This window comes from Nostoc sp. DedQUE08, assembly GCF_034530895.1.
GTDB lineage: Bacteria > Cyanobacteriota > Cyanobacteriia > Cyanobacteriales > Nostocaceae > Nostoc.
Map to the genome: position 1 here is coordinate 154,732 of NZ_JAVRCD010000008.1, position 24,298 is coordinate 179,029.

The 24,298-nt window shown below is 42.6% G+C and carries 24 protein-coding genes and 1 pseudogene; 11 read left to right on the forward strand and 14 right to left on the reverse strand.

Going from position 1 to position 24,298, the window contains the following annotated elements; translation table 11 throughout:
- Window positions 1-75: 75 nt before the first annotated feature.
- Window positions 76-408, reverse strand: a complete 333-nt coding sequence (locus RMY64_RS07930; protein WP_322684539.1) for a hypothetical protein — start codon at window positions 406-408, stop codon at window positions 76-78.
- 921 nt (window positions 409-1,329) lie between these two features.
- On the opposite strand from RMY64_RS07930, the gene RMY64_RS07940 reads away from it, so the two are divergent.
- The 3 genes from RMY64_RS07940 (at window position 1,330) to RMY64_RS07950 (ending at window position 9,219) form a co-directional block, all read left to right on the forward strand.
- Window positions 1,330-6,603 (forward strand): eCIS core domain-containing protein, encoded by a 5,274-nt coding sequence (locus RMY64_RS07940; RefSeq protein WP_322699776.1) that lies wholly within the window; start codon window positions 1,330-1,332, stop codon window positions 6,601-6,603.
- A gap of 176 nt (window positions 6,604-6,779) precedes the next feature.
- A complete protein-coding gene (locus RMY64_RS07945) occupies window positions 6,780-7,907 on the forward strand; it encodes a hypothetical protein (RefSeq protein WP_322670468.1) in 1,128 nt (375 codons plus the stop codon).
- A gap of 172 nt (window positions 7,908-8,079) precedes the next feature.
- Complete coding sequence (locus tag RMY64_RS07950; protein WP_322670467.1) at window positions 8,080-9,219, forward strand: YbjN domain-containing protein; 1,140 nt, start codon at window positions 8,080-8,082, stop codon at window positions 9,217-9,219.
- Window positions 9,220-9,230: 11 nt separating this feature from the next.
- Here RMY64_RS07950 and RMY64_RS07955 read toward each other — a convergent pair whose 3' ends face one another.
- The 3 genes from RMY64_RS07955 to ilvN form a co-directional block, all read right to left on the reverse strand.
- Window positions 9,231-9,545 (reverse strand): Txe/YoeB family addiction module toxin, encoded by a 315-nt coding sequence (locus tag RMY64_RS07955; RefSeq protein WP_322670466.1) that lies wholly within the window; start codon window positions 9,543-9,545, stop codon window positions 9,231-9,233.
- Complete coding sequence (locus RMY64_RS07960) at window positions 9,511-9,822, reverse strand: type II toxin-antitoxin system Phd/YefM family antitoxin (RefSeq protein WP_322670529.1); 312 nt, start codon at window positions 9,820-9,822, stop codon at window positions 9,511-9,513. Before RMY64_RS07960 ends, RMY64_RS07955 begins: the two co-directional genes overlap by 35 nt.
- A 161-nt stretch (window positions 9,823-9,983) precedes the next feature.
- On the reverse strand, window positions 9,984-10,502 hold the full coding sequence (ilvN, locus tag RMY64_RS07965) for an acetolactate synthase small subunit (RefSeq protein WP_322670465.1): 519 nt from the start codon (window positions 10,500-10,502) through the stop codon (window positions 9,984-9,986).
- 270 nt (window positions 10,503-10,772) lie between these two features.
- On the opposite strand from ilvN, the gene RMY64_RS07970 reads away from it, so the two are divergent.
- Window positions 10,773-11,138, forward strand: a complete 366-nt coding sequence (locus RMY64_RS07970) for a BON domain-containing protein (protein WP_322670464.1) — start codon at window positions 10,773-10,775, stop codon at window positions 11,136-11,138.
- 79 nt (window positions 11,139-11,217) lie between these two features.
- Here the strand turns inward: RMY64_RS07970 and RMY64_RS07975 are convergent, their stop codons facing one another.
- Window positions 11,218-12,126: an alpha/beta fold hydrolase gene (locus RMY64_RS07975; protein ID WP_322670528.1), complete on the reverse strand. Its 909-nt coding sequence runs from the start codon at window positions 12,124-12,126 to the stop codon at window positions 11,218-11,220.
- Window positions 12,127-12,383: 257 nt separating this feature from the next.
- On the reverse strand, window positions 12,384-13,403 hold the full coding sequence (gene bioU, locus RMY64_RS07980; RefSeq protein WP_322699777.1) for a (S)-8-amino-7-oxononanoate synthase BioU: 1,020 nt from the start codon (window positions 13,401-13,403) through the stop codon (window positions 12,384-12,386).
- 350 nt (window positions 13,404-13,753) lie between these two features.
- On the opposite strand from bioU, the gene RMY64_RS07985 reads away from it, so the two are divergent.
- Window positions 13,754-14,080, forward strand: a complete 327-nt coding sequence (locus tag RMY64_RS07985) for a hypothetical protein (RefSeq protein WP_322699778.1) — start codon at window positions 13,754-13,756, stop codon at window positions 14,078-14,080.
- A 277-nt stretch (window positions 14,081-14,357) separates the two neighbouring features.
- Here RMY64_RS07985 and RMY64_RS07990 read toward each other — a convergent pair whose 3' ends face one another.
- Entirely contained in the window at window positions 14,358-14,744 is a 387-nt protein-coding gene (locus tag RMY64_RS07990) for a VOC family protein (RefSeq protein ID WP_322692170.1), read from the reverse strand.
- Here RMY64_RS07990 and RMY64_RS07995 point away from each other — a divergent pair.
- The 3 genes from RMY64_RS07995 (at window position 14,743) to RMY64_RS08005 (ending at window position 15,587) form a co-directional block, all read left to right on the forward strand.
- Window positions 14,743-14,910 carry a hypothetical protein gene (locus RMY64_RS07995; protein ID WP_322699779.1) on the forward strand — a complete coding sequence of 56 codons (168 nt, stop codon included), beginning with the start codon at window positions 14,743-14,745 and terminating at the stop codon, window positions 14,908-14,910. The two genes, RMY64_RS07990 and RMY64_RS07995, sit on opposite strands and share 2 nt — an antisense overlap.
- Window positions 14,911-14,986: 76 nt before the next feature.
- On the forward strand, window positions 14,987-15,229 hold the full coding sequence (locus RMY64_RS08000; RefSeq protein WP_322699780.1) for a DUF433 domain-containing protein: 243 nt from the start codon (window positions 14,987-14,989) through the stop codon (window positions 15,227-15,229).
- Window positions 15,213-15,587: a DUF5615 family PIN-like protein gene (locus RMY64_RS08005; protein WP_322699781.1), complete on the forward strand. Its 375-nt coding sequence runs from the start codon at window positions 15,213-15,215 to the stop codon at window positions 15,585-15,587. Before RMY64_RS08000 ends, RMY64_RS08005 begins: the two co-directional genes overlap by 17 nt.
- A gap of 51 nt (window positions 15,588-15,638) precedes the next feature.
- On the opposite strand, the gene RMY64_RS08010 is transcribed toward RMY64_RS08005, so the two are convergent.
- The 6 genes and pseudogenes from RMY64_RS08010 to RMY64_RS08035 form a co-directional block, all read right to left on the reverse strand.
- A complete protein-coding gene (locus RMY64_RS08010; protein ID WP_322699782.1) occupies window positions 15,639-16,439 on the reverse strand; it encodes a Shedu anti-phage system protein SduA domain-containing protein in 801 nt (266 codons plus the stop codon).
- A 139-nt stretch (window positions 16,440-16,578) separates the two neighbouring features.
- A pseudogene (locus tag RMY64_RS08015) lies at window positions 16,579-16,806 on the reverse strand (hypothetical protein); the annotation flags it as partial.
- Between the two features lies 1 nt (window position 16,807).
- Window positions 16,808-17,203 carry a type II toxin-antitoxin system VapC family toxin gene (locus tag RMY64_RS08020; protein WP_322699783.1) on the reverse strand — a complete coding sequence of 132 codons (396 nt, stop codon included), beginning with the start codon at window positions 17,201-17,203 and terminating at the stop codon, window positions 16,808-16,810.
- The gene (locus RMY64_RS08025) at window positions 17,200-17,424 is read right to left on the reverse strand and encodes a hypothetical protein (RefSeq protein ID WP_322684549.1); all 225 of its coding nucleotides are present in this window, start codon (window positions 17,422-17,424) and stop codon (window positions 17,200-17,202) included. Before RMY64_RS08025 ends, RMY64_RS08020 begins: the two co-directional genes overlap by 4 nt.
- A 141-nt stretch (window positions 17,425-17,565) precedes the next feature.
- A complete protein-coding gene (locus RMY64_RS08030; protein ID WP_322699784.1) occupies window positions 17,566-18,846 on the reverse strand; it encodes a VWA domain-containing protein in 1,281 nt (426 codons plus the stop codon).
- Between the two features lie 12 nt (window positions 18,847-18,858).
- Window positions 18,859-20,115: a VWA domain-containing protein gene (locus RMY64_RS08035; RefSeq protein ID WP_322670452.1), complete on the reverse strand. Its 1,257-nt coding sequence runs from the start codon at window positions 20,113-20,115 to the stop codon at window positions 18,859-18,861.
- Between the two features lie 238 nt (window positions 20,116-20,353).
- Between RMY64_RS08035 and RMY64_RS08040 the strand changes: the two genes are divergently transcribed.
- The 3 genes from RMY64_RS08040 (at window position 20,354) to RMY64_RS08050 (ending at window position 22,641) form a co-directional block, all read left to right on the forward strand.
- Entirely contained in the window at window positions 20,354-21,016 is a 663-nt protein-coding gene (locus RMY64_RS08040; RefSeq protein ID WP_322670451.1) for an ATP-dependent Clp protease proteolytic subunit, read from the forward strand.
- Window positions 21,017-21,148: 132 nt separating this feature from the next.
- A complete protein-coding gene (locus RMY64_RS08045) occupies window positions 21,149-21,757 on the forward strand; it encodes an ATP-dependent Clp protease proteolytic subunit (protein WP_322670450.1) in 609 nt (202 codons plus the stop codon).
- A 257-nt stretch (window positions 21,758-22,014) separates the two neighbouring features.
- Window positions 22,015-22,641, forward strand: coding sequence for a J domain-containing protein (locus RMY64_RS08050; RefSeq protein ID WP_322670449.1), 627 nt, complete (start codon window positions 22,015-22,017; stop codon window positions 22,639-22,641).
- A 350-nt stretch (window positions 22,642-22,991) separates the two neighbouring features.
- Here RMY64_RS08050 and RMY64_RS08055 read toward each other — a convergent pair whose 3' ends face one another.
- Entirely contained in the window at window positions 22,992-24,194 is a 1,203-nt protein-coding gene (locus RMY64_RS08055; protein ID WP_322670448.1) for a PLP-dependent aminotransferase family protein, read from the reverse strand.
- Window positions 24,195-24,298 lie beyond the last annotated feature (104 nt).

Sequence of the window (24,298 nt, forward strand, 5' to 3'; positions counted from 1 at the left end):
AAACAACTGGAATTCGACAAAAAATCCAAAAATACGCACGAATAGAGCTAAAAACACGTATTTATCCAGAACGGATTATGAATAAAATCTGATGAAAATCAATCCTCCTAAAACTGCTCCTACAATAATGCCTATAATCCAGAAAACAAAAAACCAAAAGAACCAGTTTAAGGCTTGATCGCCAATGAAGATACCACCTGGTGCTTCTTTATATGTCCTCGAACCAACTAAATGACCAATAAAACCACCAACTATTCCACCAAACAATCCTCCCAAAAATGAGTAGAAAAACAACTTGAGAGTTACTTGAATATTTTGGCTATACAGTAGATAAATTATTGCCCAGAGCAATCCTATGATTGCTGAGATTCCTACTTGTATCGTTGTACAAAAAATTATCGTTTTCATCACTTTTTTTGCGATCTTAGCTATGGCTAAACATCTAAGGTTAAGACGTTAATAGTAACATGACAAAAAATATCGCCAGAAAACGGGAGCATCCCATTTTGCAAAAAGAGGGAAAAAAAACTAGATTATTCGTGAGTTTCTTCCTTGATTTTTGCTGTGATACTCCCTTAAGGCTAAGGTGGGCTAACAAGCCTCTGAACACTATTACTGAAGCTTTAGAGGTGTTTAGAACGGCTATGTATACTCGATTTTTCAATTGGGTTGCCTGGGAAATTATTGCTCATAATTTAACTATTATTAGCCGAGATACTCTCAAAAATAAAATAAGTCATCACAGTTTTGCTTGAAATTATTACTATCAATTAAGTTTGAAGATTATTTTTAATTGTCCTATAAAATTTAGCGAGATAATATAGTTAAAACTGGCTTGGTTATATGTACTAACTAGTGATTATTAACAAATTTTTATATCTGATTTGTTCAGCAGTTTCGCACCGATAACTAGTCTCAACTCCAGTAATGACTATCTTGATTGTGGTATCAATGATAACTATCTTGATGGAGGTGATATTTTCATCATCTAATTTAAAATTTCTCTGGTAGCAATTCTAATCCTGATTTTACTTATACACTAGGAGTCAGTTTTGCATAAAAACATTGGCAACTTCAGAAAGTACTAATATCAGAAGGCAGATTCAAGGATACTTTATCCTCTTGGCTAGGAGAATACGCAGCCGTGTTCTCCTTTATCCGACGTGAGACTCTTTACAAGCCAGTACTTATCTCTAGGGGTAACACATCTTAATTATTTCTAATTGATTAGCGTTCTAAAATTATCTTGATAATTGCAATTTTGGGTAAATGATAATCAAAACTAATCACCTTGACAAATTTAATCGTCAATAGTTGCAATCAAAACCGATGAAATCCCTCAAAAGTCCCTCATCCAGCTTTTCTAATTTTCAAGCACCAGAACAAACTCCTCAATTGGCCTATAGACCGTTTGGTGGCCAAACTCAAAAAGCATCTTTTACGCCCGTGACACAAACGGATGTAGAGAATGAAGCTGAAGAAAAGATGGAAGTAACTGGATTGGAATTACAAGCCAAGCATCGGACGATTACGCCAGAGGGACAAGAACGGCTGACTGTATTGCAAGCCAAGATGGAGCGATCTTTGAATTCTCGGCTGGAAAAAGCAACTCGATTTGGTCATAACTTTGCCAATATTCCAGTCAGAAGACCAAATACATCAACACCAATTCAAGCAAAACTGACGATTGGGGAGCCTGGAGATAAGTACGAACAGGAAGCTGACCAAACAGCACGTCAGGTGATGCAAAAAATTCATCAGCCACAGAGTGGAAAACTTCAGCAAGAAAAATTATCTGATGAAGAAGAATTGCAAATGAAGCCAGAGGGCAGTATTCAGCGTGAGGAACTGCTAGAAGAAGTACAAATGAAATCTTGGGGAGAAATTCCCTTGCTACAACGGGAGGAACTACCAGAAGAAGAATTGCAAATGAAGCCGCTTGGTACTTCATCCCAGATAATGAATGAGGTAAAATCCCCAAGCAAACCGCTTGAACATGACATTAGTCGAATATTACTGCGGCGTCCACAAACAAAACTGACAGTTAGCCAACCTGGAGACATTTATGAGCAGGAGGCTGATAGTGTCGCCCAATTGGTGATGCAGAGGATGAGCGAACCTGTGCAATCTATCCAACGGGAGGCATTACCAGAGGAAGAAGACCAATTACAAATGAAATCCCTGGCGGATTCTATTACTCCTTTGGTGCAGCGTCAGGGTGGAGGAAGGACAGCCGCAACATCTGAGCTAGAAACTTCAATCCAACAAGCACGTGGCAATGGGCAGCCACTTGCAGATGATATCAAGCACCCAATGGAGCAAGCATTTGGGGCTGATTTCGGTAGCGTCCGGGTTCATACTGATGCTCAATCTGATCGTTTAAATGAATCTATACAAGCTCGTGCTTTTACCACAGGGCAGGATGTGTTCTTCCGTCAAGGCGAATACTCTCCTGGAAGTGATGCAGGCAAGGAGTTACTGGCCCATGAATTGACGCACGTTGTCCAGCAGAATGGCAGTGCAGTGCAGCCGAAATCTCTTCATGTAGCACCAAAAGAAAATAAACTCCAGACAAAAGTGCCGACAACATCTGCGAGGCATGGACTAGCTATCCAACTGCGAGAGAATTTCCAAAAACCAAGTGACGAAGACAACCAAAAAAAATTAGAGTCCAAAACTGATACGGAAAAAGGCGAACAACAAAATCACCCTACAACAGAAAAACATCAAGCTATCGCTACACCTCCAGATAATGGTGGGAACGCGGCAACAGACCCACCTCCAACAAAAAAAGTTGGTGCAGCAGTAACTCAGAAACAGGTTGAGGTTGGGGGAAATCAACCAAAAGAGCTTGAGTCAAAAGATATTAAAGTTAATACAGAAAAGGTCGATTCTCAACAGCAAGCTCAAAGCAAAGGAGCAGATGTAGGTAAGGTAAACGCAGATTTATCTGGAGGAAACGCAGGGAAAGCGATCGCCGGATTACCAAGAGCAAATGTAGCTAGCACCACAGTAAAATTACTTGATGCAGCTGATGGGAAAAAGGCTCCCACTTCCCCTGAAAATGACCCAGCATTTCAAGCGGTAGCTGGCACAACAAGAGAGGTTGCAGGACTTGAGAAAAAACACCCACCTGCTAATAGCAAAGCCCAAGAAGCCCAAGCGGCAGCCCAACCCCCAGGTAATGAAGTAGACAGCAAAGCGCAAGCCAATCAAGTTGGGGAGATGCAACAAGCCCCAACACCAGGATTTGATGCTGCCGCCTTCAAAGCCAAATTGATGCAGCGCATTGCTGATATGGCTCCCAAAAACTTGGAAGAGGCGGACAACTTTAAAAATAACAACAAACTTGACTCTGTTAAGGGCGATTTGAGTGGCCAAGTCAAAGAAGAGCAGAAAAGCTCTCAAGGTCAGCTAGAAGAGAAAACTAAAGAAAAACCTGATGCTAGTGGGATTGAGGCTAAACAAGTAACACCACTGCCCAAGAATGAATCAGGGACACCGCCAACAGGTGTTGATGCAGATAAAGCCGCACCCAAATCTAAAGGACAAGGTGAAGTCGAAGCACCACTGCAAGAGGACAGTAAAAAACTTGACCAGCAGATGAAAGAGGCGGATATTACCGAGGAGCAATTGGCAAACTCCAATGAACCGGAGTTTCAAGGGGCACTCGCAGCCAAGAAAGACGCCCAAACCAATGCACAAGAAGCGCCGCCACAATATCGCCAACAAGAGCAAGGCATACTCGCAACCGCTCAAGCTACGGCAGAAGCTACAGCCCAGCAGCATCTCCAAGCAATGCACGGTATCCGTACCCAAAACCTGGGTCAGGTAGGGGAGCAGCAGGTGGGTGCCAAGAGCAAGGATGAGCAAGCACGGGCAAAAGTTGCTGGTGATATTAATAAGATTTATGACAAGACCAAAAGCAAAGTTGAGAAAACCCTCAACGAACTAGACGGGCAAGTTATACAAGCCTTTGATGCTGGTGCTGCTGATGCCAAAAAAGCCTTCGAGGATTACGTTGGCAAGCGGATGGACGATTATAAGAGCGATCGCTACAGTGGCTTTTTTGGGCCAGCAAAATGGCTGAAAGACAAATTGTTTGGTATGCCCTCAGAGGTGAACGCCTTCTATCAAGAGGGTCGGCAGCTTTATATTAATCAGATGGATGGTGTGATTAACAAAGTTGTCGCCATTATCAGTAAAGGACTGACCCAAGCCAAAGCAGAAATAGCCAATGGTAAGCAGGAGATTCAGAATTATATCAACAAACTGCCACAAGACTTAAAAGGAGTTGGTCAACAAGCTGCCGCAGACATTGACAGCAAATTTGCAGAATTGCAACAAAGTGTTGACGATAAGCAAGATGAGCTAATTGACACCTTAGCGCAGAAATACAAAGAAAACTTGGAAGCTGTTGATGCCCGCATTGAAGAGATGAAGGCAGCAAATAAAGGTTTTATTCAAAAAGCTTTCGACTTCATCGTGGGAGTCATCAAGACGATCGTCGAACTGACCAAAATGCTTTTGCAAGTGCTAGCGCGAGTTGCTGGCGTAGTTGGGCAAATCCTCAAAGACCCGATTGGTTTCTTGACTAATTTGATCCAGGCGGTGAAGCAAGGCTTCCTCAACTTCATGAATAACATCGGGAAGCACCTCCAACAAGGATTAATTGGCTGGCTGACAGGCACAATGGCAGAAACTGGTATTGAAATGCCAGAAAACTTCGACCTTAAAGGAATCTTTAGCCTAGCGATGCAGCTTTTAGGCTTCACTTATGAAGCAATTCGTGCCCAAGCTGTGAAACGATTGGGTGAAGAAAAGGTCAGCCGATTGGAACAAACTGTTGATGTATTTCAAGTTTTAGCCAGTCAGGGAGTGGCTGGGATGTGGGAGTTTGTCCAAAAGAAGATGGGCGACCTCAACGCTTTGGTGATTGAACCCATCAAGAATTTTATTATTGAAAAGGTGATTACAGCCGGGATTGAGTGGATTCTCAGCTTGTTGACTCCGGCTTCAGCATTTATCAAAGCTGCTAAGGCGATTTATGAAATTGTCAAATTCTTTATTGAACGCGCCCAGCAGATTGCCGATTTAATTAATGCGATACTGGATGCGATTGGTGCGATCGCTAGTGGTGCGATCGATCAAGCAATCAAAGGCGTTGAAAATGCCCTAGCTAAATCTTTACCAGTTGCGATCAGTTTCCTAGCAAGTCTTTTGGGCTTAGATGGAATTGCTGGCAAGGTTCAAGCAATATTCAAGAAGCTGCGTAAACCGATGGAAAAAGCAGTTGATTGGGTAATTGATAAAGGTGCGAAGGCGTTTAAGAAAGTTGGCAACAAATTTAACAAGAGTAAGGTTGGAAAGAAATTCAACGCTGCTAAAGATACGGCGAAGGAGAAATATAAAGCAGGTAAGCAATGGGTTGAAGATAAGAAGGAAGCCGGTCAGAAATGGGTTGAGAATAAGAAAAAATCTGTTAAGGATAAGTTTCACAAGTTTGGCAATAAAATTAAGGATAGATTTAGGTCTGGCAAGGATAAACACAAAGAAAGGCAAGCCAGAAATGGCAAAGCTGATGAGCGGACAATGGAGAAGAAACAAGCTGACCTTAAGGCAGCTTTAGCAGAAGCTCAAACACTGATGCTCAATGATAAACTTTCATTTGAAGATGTCGAGAAGCGTCTGCCTAAAATTAAAGCTAAATATAAGATGACTTCGTGCAAACTTGTCATTGACAAAGATGCTGAAGAGCAAACAACTGCTCATCTTGAGGGTGAAATCAATCCTAAGGCGAAGAAAGACAAGGTTTCCAAACCCAAATTATATGACAATCCCGCCCCGATTGTCGGTAAACACGTGGTGAAGGATGTAGTTAAGGGTCGCAAACCACCACGCCATTCTCACCACGTTCCTGCTAAAGGACTAAAAGTTGCCATCAGTCAGGATTTGGAAGCAATCATCAAAAAGCTGAAAAATAAACCTTTCAAAGATGATAATGCTGCTAAGGATCTGGCAAATAATCTTAATACTCGCGTTGCTGAACTCAACAATATTAATAAAGAAGGTGTGGGACTTAGCGCGATTCTAATTCACGAAGATACTCATAAAAAGAGTTCAACAGCTGTGCATAACAGCAAATTGAAAGAACCACTCGCAAAACATCTAGATGCAGAGCAGCAACTGACTCAACAGAAGCGGATAAGGGTTATGGATGCCACTCAGAAAAAGCTTCTTGTGAATCCAAGGACGAATAACTGGAGAGATTTTTTAGCAGCTTGTTACCAAGAAATTAAAAACAAAGCCCAATCACCTAACCAAAAGAAAGTTACTGAAATTATCTTGAGTGATGCAGAAAAAGAATTCAAGGATATTGACGATGATGATAGAGAAAGAATCTTAGAAAACACCAAAGATCAGTTAAACAATTTACTTGAGCGAGCTTTTAATGACGCCTACCACTTTGATAAAACTAAAGTAAAGTTAGCTTTGGATGCCAGCAAAGTAGATGGTAGCTCAAAGAATAAAAACGCAGCTATGAATGATTTGGAGGATCTAGCAGAACAAACATGGGAACCAATTTATAGACCAATACATTAGGTATTATGGTTTCATCTCAAAAAAATGAATACCAATTGATTTTTGGTACTAAATTTAAACTTTAGTTTCATAAAATATTACATAAGGAAGGAGTAAATCTGACACATAGCTGACAAAATAAAATGAAAAGCTGACAATAGCTAACATTTAGCTTGACAAAAGGAGCAGACATCGACATGACTCGGCTTTCCTTAACCTGTTCTTTTGATCCCTCAACATTCAACTTGAGCGAAAGTACCCGCAAAGCAACTAAAATAGACTTTAATATCCAACCAGAGCAGCGTATCAGTTTGGTTAATCAAGGTACGTGGAGTGTACTTCCTTTCGCCAGAGTTCTTCCTTTTACAGATACCTTTGGCAAGGAGATAGTTGGTATTCGCCTTTTACCTGGTAAAGTCTTAGCGCAGAGTCCTGTAGTTGTCTGCTCTCAAAACCAAATTGTTACTGTATCTACTTCTTTAAGTACGGCCCTACCAATGCTCATTTATAGATATAAGTTGTATAAATTACGCCGTGGGAAGGAATCTCTACGTGAGTTGTGGCCGGAGGTAAAGGACGAACTGATCGAACTCCATGTTGCAATGGGTGGAGAGGATCATCTCGAAGGGCTGGAGTCAGTCATCTTCGATGACAAATTATATCCACAAAGCGACAATGCAGCAGTTGTTCAGGAAGCTGCGTGTGAAAGTTTGGAGCGTTTAGACTCAAATCCGCAACACCTACTATATCGAAAATACCTGCATCAAGCAATAACTAAGCAGGTAGTAGCTATTCCGCTTCCCGATCGGCTTGGTACTTGGAGAAATGCAGCAGCAGTTGTAGCGCTACAGATCAGTAACCAGTTGAAGAAAAATATTGAAGAACAGCAACTTGCAGCTTGGGAGGTTGCTAAACTTCCTGCTTCTATAGATACAAGCACCTCCCGCACAATTGAACATATCTTCAAACTCGGTGGTAATGCTGATTTAAGGGTAGCTAAGGCGGCGCAGATTCTGGTAAAACAGCAGGATTCGGTATTGCAAGAATGGAAACGCGATCCGATTTGGACAGCGACAATAACTTTAGCTAACGAGGGCAAAACATATAATGGTTTGGCTCATGTTGAAGCAGCCAAAAACTTAGATGAATCGGGTGAACCAGCACGCGCCTTTGATGCTCTGATCAGCGCTGCATTCTGGTCTTACAATTTCCAGGGCGAAGCTCTAATATCTGTAGTGGATGCAGCACGCTACCTTGCGACACAACATGAATGGGAAGAAATTAGTGAGATTCTTGAAAACCTGGCTAACCTCTACAACAAGTAGAGTGGACTTTCAAAAGTGGTAACTATTGACACTGCCACCTGATTCAATCTCAAATCAGATGGGCATAACCCCCTATCATCTGGCTAATTCCTAAGAGAACCAGACATTACAATCGCTACTAATTAGATGCTGAATTATTACAGCAAAATCATTAATTGTCAAATAACCATATATGTACGCGATCGCTAAAACAGATGATCATCAAATCAACACCGACTTAACCCTACACGACTCCTGCCAATCTCCCTTAACCGTTCGCGCGATCGCACTCACTCTCACCAAACAAAACAACGAACTCATTGTGTGTCGTCTCACCTTCCAAGTCAACCCACAACTCTACCAACGCATCGATACCACCGCTTTATTCAATCTTAAACCAGCTGTGCGTAACCCTCTATCATCTGACAAATTTCTCCGCGAACCAGACATCACCATCGAAACCAGTCTGAAACCCGATTTATTACCACTACTAGCAGAACACGCTGTCAATATTGATGCAACGGCAAAATATATCCTGAATTTAAGTCAAGAACAACCTGATAATCAAATCCTTTCCACCGAAAGTTGGTTAGGTTTATCTGTTAAACAGCAACAAGAATCAGGCGAAATCGGCTATCGTACTTTTTGGTCTTATATTAGTCCAGAAAAACTAGCTCAAACAAGCACGAACGGTGAAGGAATTGCTGAAGGTATTGTCAACTTTTTTAAAGATTGGACTGAAGCTAATTTATCTGTAAAAACTCAGAAAGCATCTGCAAAAATGCTAGAAAGGATCGATAAATTTTTGACTGAATTTGCTGATATTAACCAAGATGAAATAACACAAAAAATAGAGGCAGATTTGCCCTCAGATTCTACAGATGGTAGTATTTTTGAAGAAATAATCAATTTTTTCCAAGCTGATGATTGGCCCTTTGTACAACTTCCAGGACAGCCAGCTTTACAAATATTGTTCCAAGGCGAAAATGGCAAATGGAATTGTTACGCTAGAGCCAGAAGCGAACAAAATCAATTCGTTTTTTATTCAATTTGTCCAGTCAATTCACCAGAAAATAAGCGGCTGGCTGTAGCAGAGTTTTTAACTAGAGCTAATTCTGGCATGATGATCGGCAATTTTGAGTTAGATTTTACCGATGGCGAAATTAGCTACAAAACTAGTATTGATGTTGAAGGTGACAGACTCAGTTTTGCACTTATTCAACGGGTGGTTTACGCCAACGTGACGATGATGGATGAATACTTGCCAGGGATTATGTCTGTGATTTATGGTAATGTCTCACCAGAAGAAGCAATCGCCAAAATTGAAAGGTAGTTAATCAGCCCTTATTCGTAATGATACCGATAAGCTAAAAAATCAATCTGAGTGTTTCCCACCCGATATACAAGCCGATGTTCTAAATCAATTCGCCGCGACCAAATATCTGCATCCATATATTTTAATGGTTCTGGTTTACCAATCCCCTCAAAGGGGTCTTGCATTACAGCCGTAACCAAATCTAACATTTTCGATGCTTTCTGAAAATCCTGCTTAAACCACCAAGCTAAATCTTCTTTAAATTGAGAACTAAAACCAGGATTGCGATTAACAATAACTGGTTTAATTTCAATAGGTTCGGCTTTTTTTTTCTTCTTGCTCAATCCCCAACTCCTGCTGAAGTTCTGCTAGCGTTTGAGATTGGATGTTACCTGTTTTCGACTCCTCTATTGCATCCAGTAAACGACGCGCATTAGCAGGCGATCGCAAAAGATAAACCGTCTCAAGTAAACTCACTAAATCTGATTCAGCAATCAAGGCTACATTTTCACCATCACGACGGTTGATCATATACACCTGATGATTTTCTACTACCAGCTCTAATAACTTAAAAAAGTCATTTCTCGCATCGGTTGGGGATGTGATTTTGTAAAACAGCATTAGTTAATGTACATAAAGTTGTACATAAATTCTAAACTATGCGGTTCGTGGGTAGTTGAATATTTCTTTTTTGCTAGTCCCTAAATAGAAGTCATAGTAACAATTGCCACTATGACTTCTGCTGCGTTTGAGTATTTCTGAGTCTTGATTTAAATTCGCAACTAAACCTTTGCTTCCAAAGATTTGAGTAACTCAGTATTCACGCCTGACTCACGAGTTAGGGCAATTTTGCCAGTACGGGCGATTTCTTTCAAACCAAATTTTTGTAATACTTGCACGATCGCTACCAGTTTACCTGGATCTCCCACAACTTCTAAAGTGAGAGAATCTTCCGCCACATCCACGACTCGCGCCCGGAAAATCTGAGACAATTCGATCACTTCTGAGCGATTGCTGGTACTAGCATTCACCTTCAAAAGCATCAATTCCCGCTCGACACAAGGAGTTTCGGTAATATCCTGGACTTTTAAGACATTGACTAACTTGTACAGTTGCTTAGTGAGTTGCTCGATCACGCGATCGTCACCAGGGACAACCATTGTAATTCGGGAGACTCCTCCTTGTTCAGCAGGGCCAACAGCAAGGCTTTCAATATTAAAGCCGCGACGCGCAAATAAACCAGATATGCGGGAAAGAACACCCGCCTCATCTTCTACGAGAACTGAAAGGGTATGTTTCATCTTCGCCAATAGAGGCTAGAGCAGGAATTGAGTAACGCAGACACTAGCAAAGGGCAACGCTAGACCTACTACCGCACTAAATTTTCAGTGCGACCTCCTATTGTAAACTTAAGAGCTGCACTCATTGCATTTCCAATCGAGAAATTGTTTAGAAATCCTACTGCAAGCAAGAATTTGATTGAATGTATATCTTTTTGTTGGCAGATGCAGCATTTGTTGCAAACCTTTTATACTCAGATTTGATCGGTTTCTAATAGGAGAAAAGTTTTTATGGGTTGGCTACAAAGATTGTTTGGCATGGAAAAACCTCAAAATGCAGAAGTAAATCCGGCTCCACAGGCTATACAGCAAGCTCCTAGTAGTGATGTTGCTAGTGCTACGCAATCAATACCCCCAGAACGTCTGGGATTAAGCGGGGAATACGATCAAAGTGGTTTAGCAAAGCGGGTAGCGTTGGCATTTGATGAAGATCCCCAACTCGACGATGTTAATACCCTTTGGGTGGCTCAGACGGGTAGCACTGTAGTGTTGAAAGGTAAAGTTCCCAGTCAAGAAATTCTCAACAAAATGGTTTCTGTGGCGCGTTCTGTAAATGGTGCTACAGATGTTGACACTAACCAAGCAACGATTGGCTAGGTGCAAGAAGGCAGAAGCTTGAGGGAGATGAGGGAGATGAGGGAGCAGGGGAAGAATTCAAACTCCTAATTCCTAACTCCTAACTCCTAACTCCTCTCTCAATCCAATCTAAAATCGCTTGGTTAACTTGTTCTGGACATTCATCATGGGGACAATGCCCTACGTCTTCCAGATTTAGCAGTTCCAACTTCTCGTTATACTGGGCAAATTGGCTAGCTAGGGCTGGCGGCACAAACCGATCTTTTTGTCCCCAAATTAAAAGCATCGGAATTGTTAAGGTTGGTAATACTGTCTTGACACTGGGGCTAAAGTTAATTCCGATCGCCGCTTTGAATAAAGCACTAAATGCCCTCGCAGAACCCCGGTCTTGGGGAGGCCCTGCTAAAATTTCGATCAGTTCATCGGTAATCGCTTCTGGGTTAGCGTATGCAAGACGTGCCCAGCGACGCAGCACCCCAGGACGGCGCACGAAGTTAAACACAGGTTTAAGTATCAACGGCGAAGCAACAACATTTTTAATTGCTGTGACAAGTGGGCGCAGCACAAGAGGAATTGCTTCTTGTTCTAATGACGGGTCTGGTAAACTCATCATCACCATACCCAGCACCATATCGGGGTGGGCGGCGGCGGCGGCCATAGATATCAGTGAACCGTTGGAATTGCCTATTAATATTGCTGGTTGACGGATAAATGTTTTCCAGAAATCGTAAACTTGCTCAACCCAGAGTTCGATGCTGTAATTAGCTGCGGCTTTTTCAGAAGCACCAAAACCCAACATATCTATGGCGTAAACTGTGTGATGCTCACCCAACACCTCTAAATTATGTCGCCAATGACCAATGGAAGCGCCAAAGCCATGTAACAAAATTAGCGGTGTTGTATTGGGGTGACTTTGGCTAGGACGAATGTAAGTGTAGCGAGTTTGCCAGCCACGCCAAATCCAATCTCTTTGATTACCAACTCGTTCCTGCCAGTGTACCGTAGCGATCGCACTTACCTCCGATTTATCAGCACTAAAATACCATTATAAGAATTGGGAATTGGGAATTGGACATTGGGCATTGGGCATTGGGAATTGGGCATTGGGCATCGAGAAGAGACAAGGTAGACAAGGAAGAGGGGGGAGATAAAAGAGAGACTTGTTCAATAATTACCCCTTGTCCTCATTGTCCCCCTCATCTCCCCTGCTCCCCTGCTCTCCATGCCCCATGCCCTATGCCCCATGCCCCATGCCCCATTTCCTATTTACCTAACAAATTGGGGCATAATTTCGGCAGCTGTGAATATTCCATAGATGCCGCGTTGGTGCAATTGTCTACCAGCTTTTAGATAGCCGAAAGCAGGGCCGCAGACATTGGCTGCCATGCTGGTTTCATCTCCCAGAGTAAATGTATGGGTAGAAATCTTTCCTTCAAAGGTACGTCCTGTTACCTTTACATTGGTGCTGAGAGGCTTTTTGGGATTGCGGGTATCGACTACACCACCAACCGTAACGCGATCGCGCCCTACTATCCCGGCTACTTCTAACATCACATCATCAGCGTGTTCCATATTTTTCAAGGTCAGCACGCCATTAGTTTTATCTAGTAAGGCTTCTACTTCTGCGTCAGTCATCGCCCTAGCAGCTTCTACTGTGTAACCAGGCATGTGACCTATATCTTCACGAACAGTGGCGCGGTAAGCTTCCCAGTTAGCAATTCCTACCCCAAAGGTAATTTCAACTTGATGAATTTCGGCGTAACTTTGGGCGGCTAAAGCTGCTGCTGCTGTTAATAGTCCAGGTGTAGCACCGCATCCTGTCATGTAGGTAATCCCGGCGGCTTGCAGTTCCTCTTTCATCGCTAGGAGTTGTTCTACAGCAGTGGTGCGTTTGATTGCATCTACTAGTACCCCACGCCAACCAGATTTGATAAATTCCTTGGCGACATTGGGAATAAAGTCATTAGGTAGGTTGGGTAAAGCCAAAAAATACCCATCTACTTCAGCTATTTCGATTAAATCCTGAATACTTTGATTTGTTAATGTACCAATTGGCTCTAAATAACCCACCGAACCTTGGGACTGATAGGTTGCAACGGATTTTTCAGTATTTAAACCTTCAGCAGCATAAGCGTAACCTTTTTGATCTGCTGCTGCGACTAAAATCATTTCTTGTTTGCCAGCAACTACCTTGGCGGCTGCTTGTCCGAGTCCGCCAAAACCCAGTACTCCTACACGTATCGCTGGCGAAATATTTAGAGAATTTTTGATTTGTTCAGAATTCATAGTCAATTCGTTAAGTTGAATCAAAAGCCTTGAGTATTCCGCATCTCAGCTTCCGGCTGGTAACTGGTGGCTGATGGCTGATAACTCAAAGCTATAGAGATTAATTATGATTCATTATCCTGGGTTCTTTGGCTGGATATTGCAGATATTTATCTACTAGCGATCGCTTTTGAGTTTTTTGACTGGGAATATACCAGATTTAAACCAATGGGCGCAACTGGCAACCCAGAAAAAAGCTTAAAAAAACTAGCTAAACTTGATGTTCTGACAGAATAGAGTTGCGTGATGATGCAATCACTCATGGGAGCGATCGCCTAAAGTGGTAGGAAGTTGTTAAAATTCTGAGCATTATGAAGCGCATTTGCACTAAAGTTAATATTTTTACAATAACTTCATTATCTGCTTTTCTATTTGCTAACACCACTAATTTATTGCTAGTGCAGACAGTCACAGCTAAACCATTACAGACAAAAAAGCCAGTCAATCAACCAATACCATTTAACTCAAAACTACGAATATATCGTGCAAATAATAGCTTACCAGCAAGCCGTTTGATAACGAGTGAAAGCGCTATTAAAAAGTCTAGTAAGATGCAAATAACAGAAGCAAAACTTACAACATACGAAGAATTTGCAGCCAAAATAGGAGAATACAAATCATCGATTTCCAACAACTGAATGGTGTGGATAGTGACTGGTTTTGTCCAAGGTGAGTTGAGAATGTCTAGAGGTAGAAGTGTCTGTACTGATAACGCTAAACTTGTGGAAGTAAGGGATGCTGAAACTGGCGATTCTTTTGGTAGAAGTATTTACTGCCCTCCAAACAACCAAATAAATTTTATGCCGTAAAGTTGACTTAGAATCAAAATAACTTGATTTCAGGAGATTGACAATTACAGTGGTGCAATCGCTTCATTATCTATAGTGATAATAATTTTGCCTGTTAGCAGTAATTTTAACGCTCATAAATTTCTAATGGTAAATTGTCTGGGTCTTTAAAGAAAGTATACTTTTTACCTGTAATTTCATCAACTCTGATATTTTCTACCTCTAACCCTTTTGATTTTAAATAAAAAACAGTTTCTTCTACATCATCAACTTGAAAAGCAAGATGTCTTAAACCACAAGACTCTGGCTTACTAGGTCGTTCTGGAGGATTTGGGAAAGAGAATAGTTCGATTTGAGTATTTTCTGCAACTTTTAAATCTAATTTATAAGAATTTCTGGCGGCGCGAAAAGTCTCTTGAATAATCGGAAAGCCTAAAGTTTCGACATAAAATGCTTTGGAGCGATCGTAGTCAGAACAAATAATCGCTACATGATGAATACCAGTGGTTTTCATGTGTACTTTTCAAGCTACTAATCATTTACCTGTAGCACTTTTAGCAGAGTTTTGCCAGTCTTTGCAAGTTCAGGGCTTTCGCAAAGTGCTAATCTGGAAAATGCAAACCTTAATGCCATCAGCCTTAAAGACGCTGATCTACTTAGAGCAATATTTATTACTGTAGATCAGATCAGAACTGCTACATTTTGGTATGAAGCAATATACAACGATGATTTTCGTCAGGAGATAGGGTTACTTCCATGAAATTAGATCGCATCACTAGCAATCCCAATCGCATGAATGGACAGCCCTCTATTCGTAATCTTCGTCTTACCGTTCGTCGGGTGATTGAGTTATTAGCTACCTACCCTAATCGAGAAGAACTGCACCAGGAGTTTCCTGAATTAGAAGATGAAGATATTCAGCAAGCCTTAATTTTTGCATCGTCTTACTTGGACGATCGCATCATTGAACTACCTAACCGCTATGAAACTGTTGCTTAATCGGGAATTACCACTCTCTGCGGCAGCATTGCTACGTGATGCAGGTATCGACACTATCTATCTGGGTGAAATTGGGATGTCTGAAGCTGAAGATGCAGAAATCATCCAGAAAGTTAGAGAAGAGAGACGTGTTGTTGCTACACTCGATGCAGATTTTCATACATTGCTAGCACTTGATGAAGCAACTACTCCTTCAGTCATTCGTATTCGGATTGAAAGGTTAGGTTCTCAAGCATTAGCAAATTTGTTGCTGACGGTAATCGCTGAGTGTGAAGAGGATTTGGAACAAGGAGCAGCCGTTACAGTTGAGCCAAGCCGTATTCGTATGCGTCGTTTACCGTTATTGTCTGATATCTAACCTTTGGGATAGTCTTTTAACCATCTCCTTTATCGACTTGTTAGCCAGCATTCAGTAAGTTTGTCTACCGATTACATCAGTAGCAGTGTCAATAAGGTTGTCGTAATGTAACAGCAAGATGTTTTTGTTCATGCGTTCTTCGCGTCGAATTTCGTACATATCTTTGGTTTTGCTGAAGTCACTACGTTTGCCAGCAATGACGACGAAATGGAATCGTGACCTATCCATCGTAACAAACTCATCAGGCAGTGCAACGTCAGCTCGTCTTGATTTATCAAATGTCTCTTTCAGCGAAGAATAATAACTATCCAGCCAACGTCGCCAGTCACGTAATTGCTTTATGCCTTTGCGAAACACTTCTCCAAGGTCGCCCTCAGCAATCGCGATCCTGCCTTTAGGCGCTTCAAGTTCAACAAAGACAAACTCATGGCCGCCTGAACTCTGACCAATAATTAAGTAGTCGGTTCGATAAGAACTGCCGAGCTGAAACTCAGGGAAAAGATAAGTTGCGTGGTGACCAAAATGAAAATACTTACTAAGAAGTGAGCCAATGATAAAGTAGGCGCGATGTTCGCTAATGAATTTTAAAATACTGCGTTCATTGACATCTTCGGACTCAAGCAATTGTTTGAAGCAAGCAAGTTTATTATTGAGTCCTACACGATCTTGAAGATCAACAATGTCCATGTAGTTGTTTGGAAACAGGCTGATATAGTGGCGTGCAGCTTTAGGGTACTTATGAAAAAGCGACTTTCTAAATTGGGGGGTAACGACCTCCTGCTCTTTAAGTGAGCGGAATTCTGCTTCTTCGTCAGAGGTGAGTATCGTGTAGTCTCTGTCGTACAACTTCATGTGCTGACCTGCTTGCCATTGCTAGCTAACTAGTTATTTAAACGGATTTTTTCTGGATATCTACTAGAATTTAATATGCCCATTTTTAAATTGAAAATACTCTACACGCTCACCGTTAATCAGCAACGCTGAATTTTTACTATTCCTGTAAAACAGTCTTTGATACAATCCTAGTTTTCTTCAGGTCTGCTTCCGAAAGTTCTTCCCCAGCTTGCAAGCGAGTGGCAGAAGTTTGCAATACTGTCGCTGCACCTTTATCTCCGATTTGTAAAGCGGTTTTAGCTGCTGTTTGTAGCATTGTCGCTGCACCAGTGCGATCGCCTTGTTGCAATTTCGCCTCGGCTAACTGGGCTTGGCGATACTTGGCTTTACTTGAGGTCGGGAATTACCTGAATCAGTCCAGTCTGGAAGGCTTTATCGTAGGTGATGACAACTAAACTTTCAAGTTCAGCTTGAGCCATGATAATACGATCAAAGGGATCTCGGTGGGCGATCGGTAGGCTTCCTGCTCTGAGCGCATGGGCTGTGGTGATGGCAAGTTCGATAAATTTAGCCTGATGCAATATCTGTAAATATTGCTCAACGAGTTGTTTGGCTTCGGGTAGTTTACCCATCTGGTATTTGGTGGCAATTTCCCAAGCGGAAGCACTGCTAACAATGATGCGATGATTTGGGTTGCGAATGATCTCTCGGCAGTCAGTGTGAAGTTTTGGGTCGTCAAAGAGCCACCACAGAAGGATATGAGTGTCGATGAGGTAGCTCATTCCCATTGCTGGAGTTCATCTTCTGGTAATGGTTCAAAGAAAGCATCACCGAGTTGTCCTTTCAATAAACCAGGGGTGCGCGGTTCGACTTCGCTCACCGCAAGAGGTTGTGTACCTTCTTGACTTAAACCTAGCCGAAAGTAGTGAATTAGGTCATAAATTTCTGCTAGTTTGTCTTCAGGGATATCTTGCAATTCTTGGACAATCTTCTGGATCAGCATAAGTCAAACTCTTCGCTGGTTGTTAATTAATAAGTTAGGAATATGCGACTACTTTGTTGCTCAATTGAGGAATAAAATATTTTTTCTCGCTTTGCGCTTTAGCGCGAAACTTTCATACCGTTAATTAGCAAGGCTGAATTACTATTCCTGTAAAACAGTCTTTGATACAATCCTAGTTTTCTTCAAGTCAGCTTCAGAAAGTTTTTCCCCAGCTTGCAAGCGAGTAGCGGAAGTTTGCAATACTGTTGCTGCACCTTTATCTCCTATTTGTAAAGCGGTTTTAGCAGCCGTTTGCAACATTGTGGCTGCACCAGTGCGATCGCCTTGTTGCAATTTCGCTTCGGCTAACTGGGTTTGGCGATACTTCGCTAATGCTAAAATAGAATGTTGCACCTGGGGATTAGATGTCGGTTGATACGCCTGCACTACATCTGCATACACTGGCATCAAGGGCGAAAGTAAGCCTTGTTCGTTAACCAACGGGTCATCATAACGAATTTGCAGATGCCCGATCGCTTGCTTCCCTTCTGGCAATTGTCCCAGATAAATGTTCGCCAAAACTACGCGTTCTACATCCTGCATCAAATCTCCCAAACGCACAGCAAAGCCACCGTCAGCTTCAGTTTCCACTGGTAACTCGATTGTGTCTGGGGCAACTTGAGCAATGGGTTTCAATTCTGCTAATCGGACATTGGGTACTAAAGATAACAGCAAGTAAGCATTAGTTAGCCCAATCGATTGAATCCGTCCAAATAGTCGGCTAAATTGCTCCACAGCTTGTTCGGGACGTTCAATATAAGCTAGAGTTCCACCACCGACATCGGCAATGTTTTCTAGCATATCTTGATTCCAGCTATTGCCAAATCCGAAAGTGTTGATAGTTAGGTTAAGTTTGACAGCCTTTTGCGCCAGTTTCAGACAGCGTTTATTGTCATCTCGCCCTATATCCCACTTCCAAATCCGCAAACCGCTTTCACCATGCCCATCCGTCAGCAGAAACGCCTGAGAAACAGCGCCTCTTGTGCCCTTCATCAGTTCTGTAATTCCCAATTCCAAACCATCAGCGATCGCAGTACCGCCGCTAGCGGTCAGTTTGCTTTTTATTTGAGATTTGATGCTTTCGGGGTCTTCAATCGCTTGGTTGGGGATAATGACTTCCGCAGTGCCAGAAAAAGCTACAACCGAGATGCGATCGCCTACTTTCAACCGATCGATTAAACCTTCCACCGCCTGGATCGCCATTTTAATTGGATGTCCATGCATGGAACCACTTTTATCCAAAATCAAGCAGAGATTAAGGGGAAGATTTCGATCGGACTCACCAGCGATTGCCGAAATTGTAATTGCCAATTGACGTTGGCTACTTGTTTGAGCCAGATCAACATTATTGTCATTTAACGCCGAGAGCAATTTAACTTTCATCTAAACTTGAGTTTACTGGGGAGGAGTATCTTGCAAAACTGTTTTGGAGACAATTCTGGTTTTCTTGCGATCGCTTTCAGATAAATCTCCACCAGATTGTAGCTGGGTGGCAGAAGTTTGCAACACTGTCGCTGCACTAGTATCTCCCATTTGCAGTGCAGTTTTCGCAGCCGTTTGTAACATTGTCGCCGCACCAGAGCGATCGCCCTGTTGTAATTTCGTCTCGGCTAGCTGGGTTTGGCGATACTTCGCTAATGCCAAAATAGACTGTTGCACCTGGGGATTCGGGTCTGCTTGGTAATTTTTGACTACATGGGCATAAACTGGGATATTTGGTGTAACTAAACCTACTTTGTTAGCGGCTGGATCGTCGTAGCGGACTTGCACATTAGCGATCGCTTGTTCACCTGTTGGCAATTGTCCCAAATAAATATTAGCTAAGATTACCCGTTCTGCATCTTTCATTAAATCTCCCAACCGCACAGCGAAACGTCCATCAGCTTCTTGTTGCAGCGGTAACTCGATTGTGTCTGGGGAAACTTGGGCGATGGGTTTAAGTTCCGCTAGCCGGACATTGGGCATCAGGGAGAATAACAGATAAGCATTAGTCAATCCCACTGTTTGAACGCGGCTGAACAGGCGATTAAACTCTTCAGCTGCCTGTTCGGGTTTTTGAATATAAGATAAAGTACCTAAGCCAGCATCGGCAATTTTTTCTAAAACATCTTGGTTCCAGTTGTCACCAAATCCCAAAGTATTTAAAGTTAAATTATAGCTAGCAGCCAATTGAGCGAATTTCAAACAGCGATTGTTATCACCGTGTTCATTTTCACCGTCGGTTAATAAAAAAGCTTGGGAAACAGTATCTTTTTTGCCCTTCGCCAACTCCTCAATCCCCAAACGCAACCCTTCATCAATCGCAGTTCCCCCATCGGCGGCGAGGCGATTGATTTGCTGTTTGATTTTCTCTGGATTTTCGACACTTTGATTGGCTACTAAGACTTTGGCACGGTGATCGAAAACTACCACACTGAGGCGATCGCCAGGGTTGAGTCTATCTACCAGACGATTCGCGGCTTTTTTCACCGTTTCTAGCGATCGCCCATTCATCGAACCACTATGATCGAGAATTAAACACAAATTCAGGGGTACATGGCGGTCTTGAGTCTCTGCGATCGCCGAAATCGAAATTCCCAACTGACGTTGACTGTTCAGTTGATTTGCGTCCAAATTACCATCATTCAAGGCAGGCTGCAAATTAACCTTCATAACTCAGAGTCCCTATTCAGGATATACATACTAAAAAATAACTTCAAAGCACCACTTTAGCTCTACGGAAAACTTATCCAACACAAATACATTAATATAATCAGAATATCTTAGAAGCCAAGCATTGGCAGATGCGAAGCCACCTTTAGCATTAGGGAGAAATCCGCACCTTAAGGAAGGTGAGCATCGCGCTAGGATGTATTACAGTTAACGGCATAGTTTCAAGCGATCAGTTGCTATGGACAATTCCCCAATCAAGGCTGTTCAAGCCCCATATTACGGCGATAACTTTTACCGGACACCACCGCCAGATTTACCTTCCCTCTTATTGAAGGAGCGAATCGTCTATATTGGGATGCCACTGGTGCCTGCTGTCACGGAATTGATCGTGGCTCAATTGCTGTTTTTGCAATCCGACGACCCCGAAAAACCGATTAAAATCTATATCAACTCCACCGGCACTTCCGGTTACAGTGGCGAACCCATTGGCTTTGAAACCGAAGCCTTCGCCATCTATGACACCATGAAATATATCAAGCCTCCTATCCATACCATCTGCGTAGGTTCTGCGATGGGTATGTCAGCGATGCTTCTCAGTGCTGGTACAAAAGGTTGCCGCGCTAGTTTACCTCACTCCTCGATTATCCTGCATCAGCCCAAGAGCTACGCCCAAGGTCAAGCAACGGATATTCAAATTCGCGCCAGGGAAGTTTTGGTAAATAAAGGGGCCTTAGTTGATATCTTACATCGCACCACTGGACAGGCTCCAGAAAAAATTACTAAAGACATGGATCGGTTGTTATATTTAACACCCTATGAAGCGAAGGAATACGGTTTAATTGACCGGGTTTTTGAGAAAGAAGAACTCGCCAATCCTCCACTTCCTGCCAGTGTTCTTTAATTTATCTTTTGTCCTTTGTCATTCGTCCTTTGTCCTTATGTTAATAACCAAAAATTATTAATGTTAACAACCAATTGACCAATGACCAATGACCAATGACTAATGACTGACTAATTAAAAACGGAGTAAATTATGCCTATAGGCGTTCCTAAAGTTCCTTACCGGATGCCCGGTGGACAATATACAGATTGGATTAGCATCTACGATCGCCTTTACCGAGAACGGATTATATTCTTGGGGCGTGATATTGATGATGAAATTGCCAATCAAATTATCGCTGTAATGCTGTATCTGGACTCAGACGATCCAGGTAAAGACATTTATTTATACATCAATTCTCCCGGTGGAATGGTTACATCTGGCATGGCTATTTTTGACACCATGCAACATATAAAATCAGATGTAGTGACTATTTGCGTGGGTTTAGCTGCTTCAATGGGGTCTTTCCTGCTGGCTGCTGGCACCAAAGGCAAACGCCTAGCATTGCCTCACTCACGGATTATGATTCACCAGCCTTCAGGTGGTACCCGTGGACAAGCAACCGATATCGAAATTGAAGCTAGAGAGATTCTGCGGATTCGTCACCAGCTCAATGGCATTTATGCTGATAAAACAGGTCAGACCATAGAAAAAATTGAAAAAGATATGGATCGTGACTTTTTCATGTCTGCCGAAGAGGCAAAAGAATACGGTTTAATTGACCGTGTGATTGAAGAACGAACCTCTGTAGTAGCTGGTTAGTAGGGAGGTAGGGGGCAGGGGAGCAGAGGAGCAGAGGAGCAGAGGAGCAGAGGAACAAGGAAGAATAATTAATTCCCCAATGCCCAATGCCCCATGCCCCATGCCCCATGCCCAATGCCCAATGCCCTTTTATAAACAAACTGTCAACATTGAACTTTAAAATAGAAAATTAGCCCTTATCATTAATAGTCCGGGCTTGAAGCTGATACTGACAGATAATAGCCAATAGCTAAATATTCGATAGCTGATAGCTCAAGATGGATCTTGGAGATTGCTACCGTTTACTAGGTTTAAGATCGGGAGCTTCTTTTGCTGACATCAAAGCGTCTTACCGACGACTGGCGCAGCAATATCATCCCGATATCAACCCAGATGACAACAAAGCCAAAGATAAGTTTATTGCCTTGACAGAAGCGTACAAACTCCTGATGACAGTGGTACTACCAGAGGAAACTGTGGCACATTCAACTCAGGTATCAACATCTGGTGGGCGTGATGACGCTAAGGCAACGCATAGGCAGAAAACACCAGTAACAACGGTGACAAGTCAAGAATCAGGGAAACCAAAGCCGCCTAATCTGTTGGAAATAGAAGAACGGCTGAAGTGGAAGACTTATGAGCAATTGCAGCGATTTTTGCAAGAAAAACGATTTCCGCAAGCGATCGCCCTGGCGGAAGCTTTAGCAGATCGTTTGTCAACAGATGCAGAAGTTCGTCAATGGTTAGCGATCGCCTATCAAATTTGGGGACGGGCGCTAATTTCCGAAAAACAACTACTCAAAGCCAGAATTTATCTTAAAAAAGCTTTGAAAACAGACCCTCATAATAAAAGTCTCTGGTATGAAGTCCAGCGCGATTTTCAGCGCTTGGAGCAAATTTTTTAAAGATTCAAAATTAGCCCTTTCAAGACTGATAAAATTTTTGGACAAGAATTTTTCTGATTTTTTGTGTTATCTGCGACTAATGCAGTTAAATAAATTCCCAAAAAATGCTGAGTCATCTTGAAAGGGCTAGTTCTGAGTAGAAAACTTTTACCAAAAACCTTGATTTTAGGATTCTATTAGAAAATAAACGCTTCAATTATCATAGGACTTACGCACACTCTACGAATTCTCGGCGATCTTCTCTTCTCTACGAGACGCTAAGAGCGAACGAGATGCTTCTCTTTCAGAGACGCTAAAGCGAACGCGAAGGCGTCTTGTAAGACTTCCCACAAAATCTAAAATTGGTACGATCATCGCTGCCATCCACGTAGCACTGCTCCCAAGGTAGCGATTCCCTCGACAATCTTTTTAGTTGGTTGAAAGCTAAAAGCTAACCTGATGGCATCATCTCCCTGTCCATTGGCGTAGCAGCGAGTTCCTGGGAGAAAACTGATACCGTGTTCATTGGCAGCAGTTAGGAGTGCTTCGGCGCTGATGTCTGGCGGCAATTTACACCACACAAAAAAGCCACCACCTGGTCGCAAAGCAACTACATCACTGGGAAACTCCTGAGCGATCGCTTCTAACAACAAATTACACTTATGTTTGTACCAGACGATTAGCTCCTGAATGTGATAATCTAGTTTGCCTGTAGCACAGTAGCGACCAACCACATGGCTGACAAACGGCCCCACAGGCCCTTCACTTTTGAACATTGCCAACCGCTCAATAATTGCTGGATCGCCACAAGCCCAGCCTAGCCGGATACCAGGCGCAATGATTTTCGAGAAGGTATTCACGTATAACACCCACCCATCCTTGTCAAGGCTTGCCAAGGATGGTACAACTTCACCTTGGAAGCGCAAATCGCTATAGGCATCGTCTTCCACCACCAACACGCCATACTCAGCCGCTAATGCTACCAGTTTTTGGCGACGAGATAACGGCATAGTAGAGCCTGTGGGATTATGAAAAGTAGGGATAGTGTAAATAAACCTGGGTCGAATCCCCCGTTTTTTCAAGTCGCTTAAAGTTTCTTCTAACGCATCTACATCCATTCCCATCTCATCTACAGGAATAGTAATCAGGCGGGCGCCAGCCTGGACAAATCTATTAACTACTTCTAAGAAGGTTGGCCCTTCCACAATTACCACATCACCACGTTCGACAAACACATCTGGTAGCAAGCCCAAAATCTGACTGGAACCGTAGCCAATAATGACGCGATCGCGATCGGCAGGGATTCCTTGAGCCTGCAAGCGGAGGATTATTTGTTCATAAAGTTGGGCTGAAGGTGGCCCGTAATTGAGAGCGAGCGGAGCTTCTTCTGCCAGTACAGCAGCACTTGCAGCAGACAAATCAGCATGAGGAAAGAGAATTGGGTCAGCCAGACCATAGGCAAAGCTGACGGTGATGATTTTGGTTAACTCAGTGCCGTAAGTTGGTGGTGTCAGATTTCTAGCTCTTTCGGCGAACAAATCAGCAATTTGGTAAGCAGAAGTGGTAGAAGCCATAAGCGATTAAAAATTGAGAGTCAGAATATAGAACACACACAAAGGCAATTAGCAAAAAGTCATACGTATGTATTCTTTCTTATAACATCTTGACAAGTATCGTA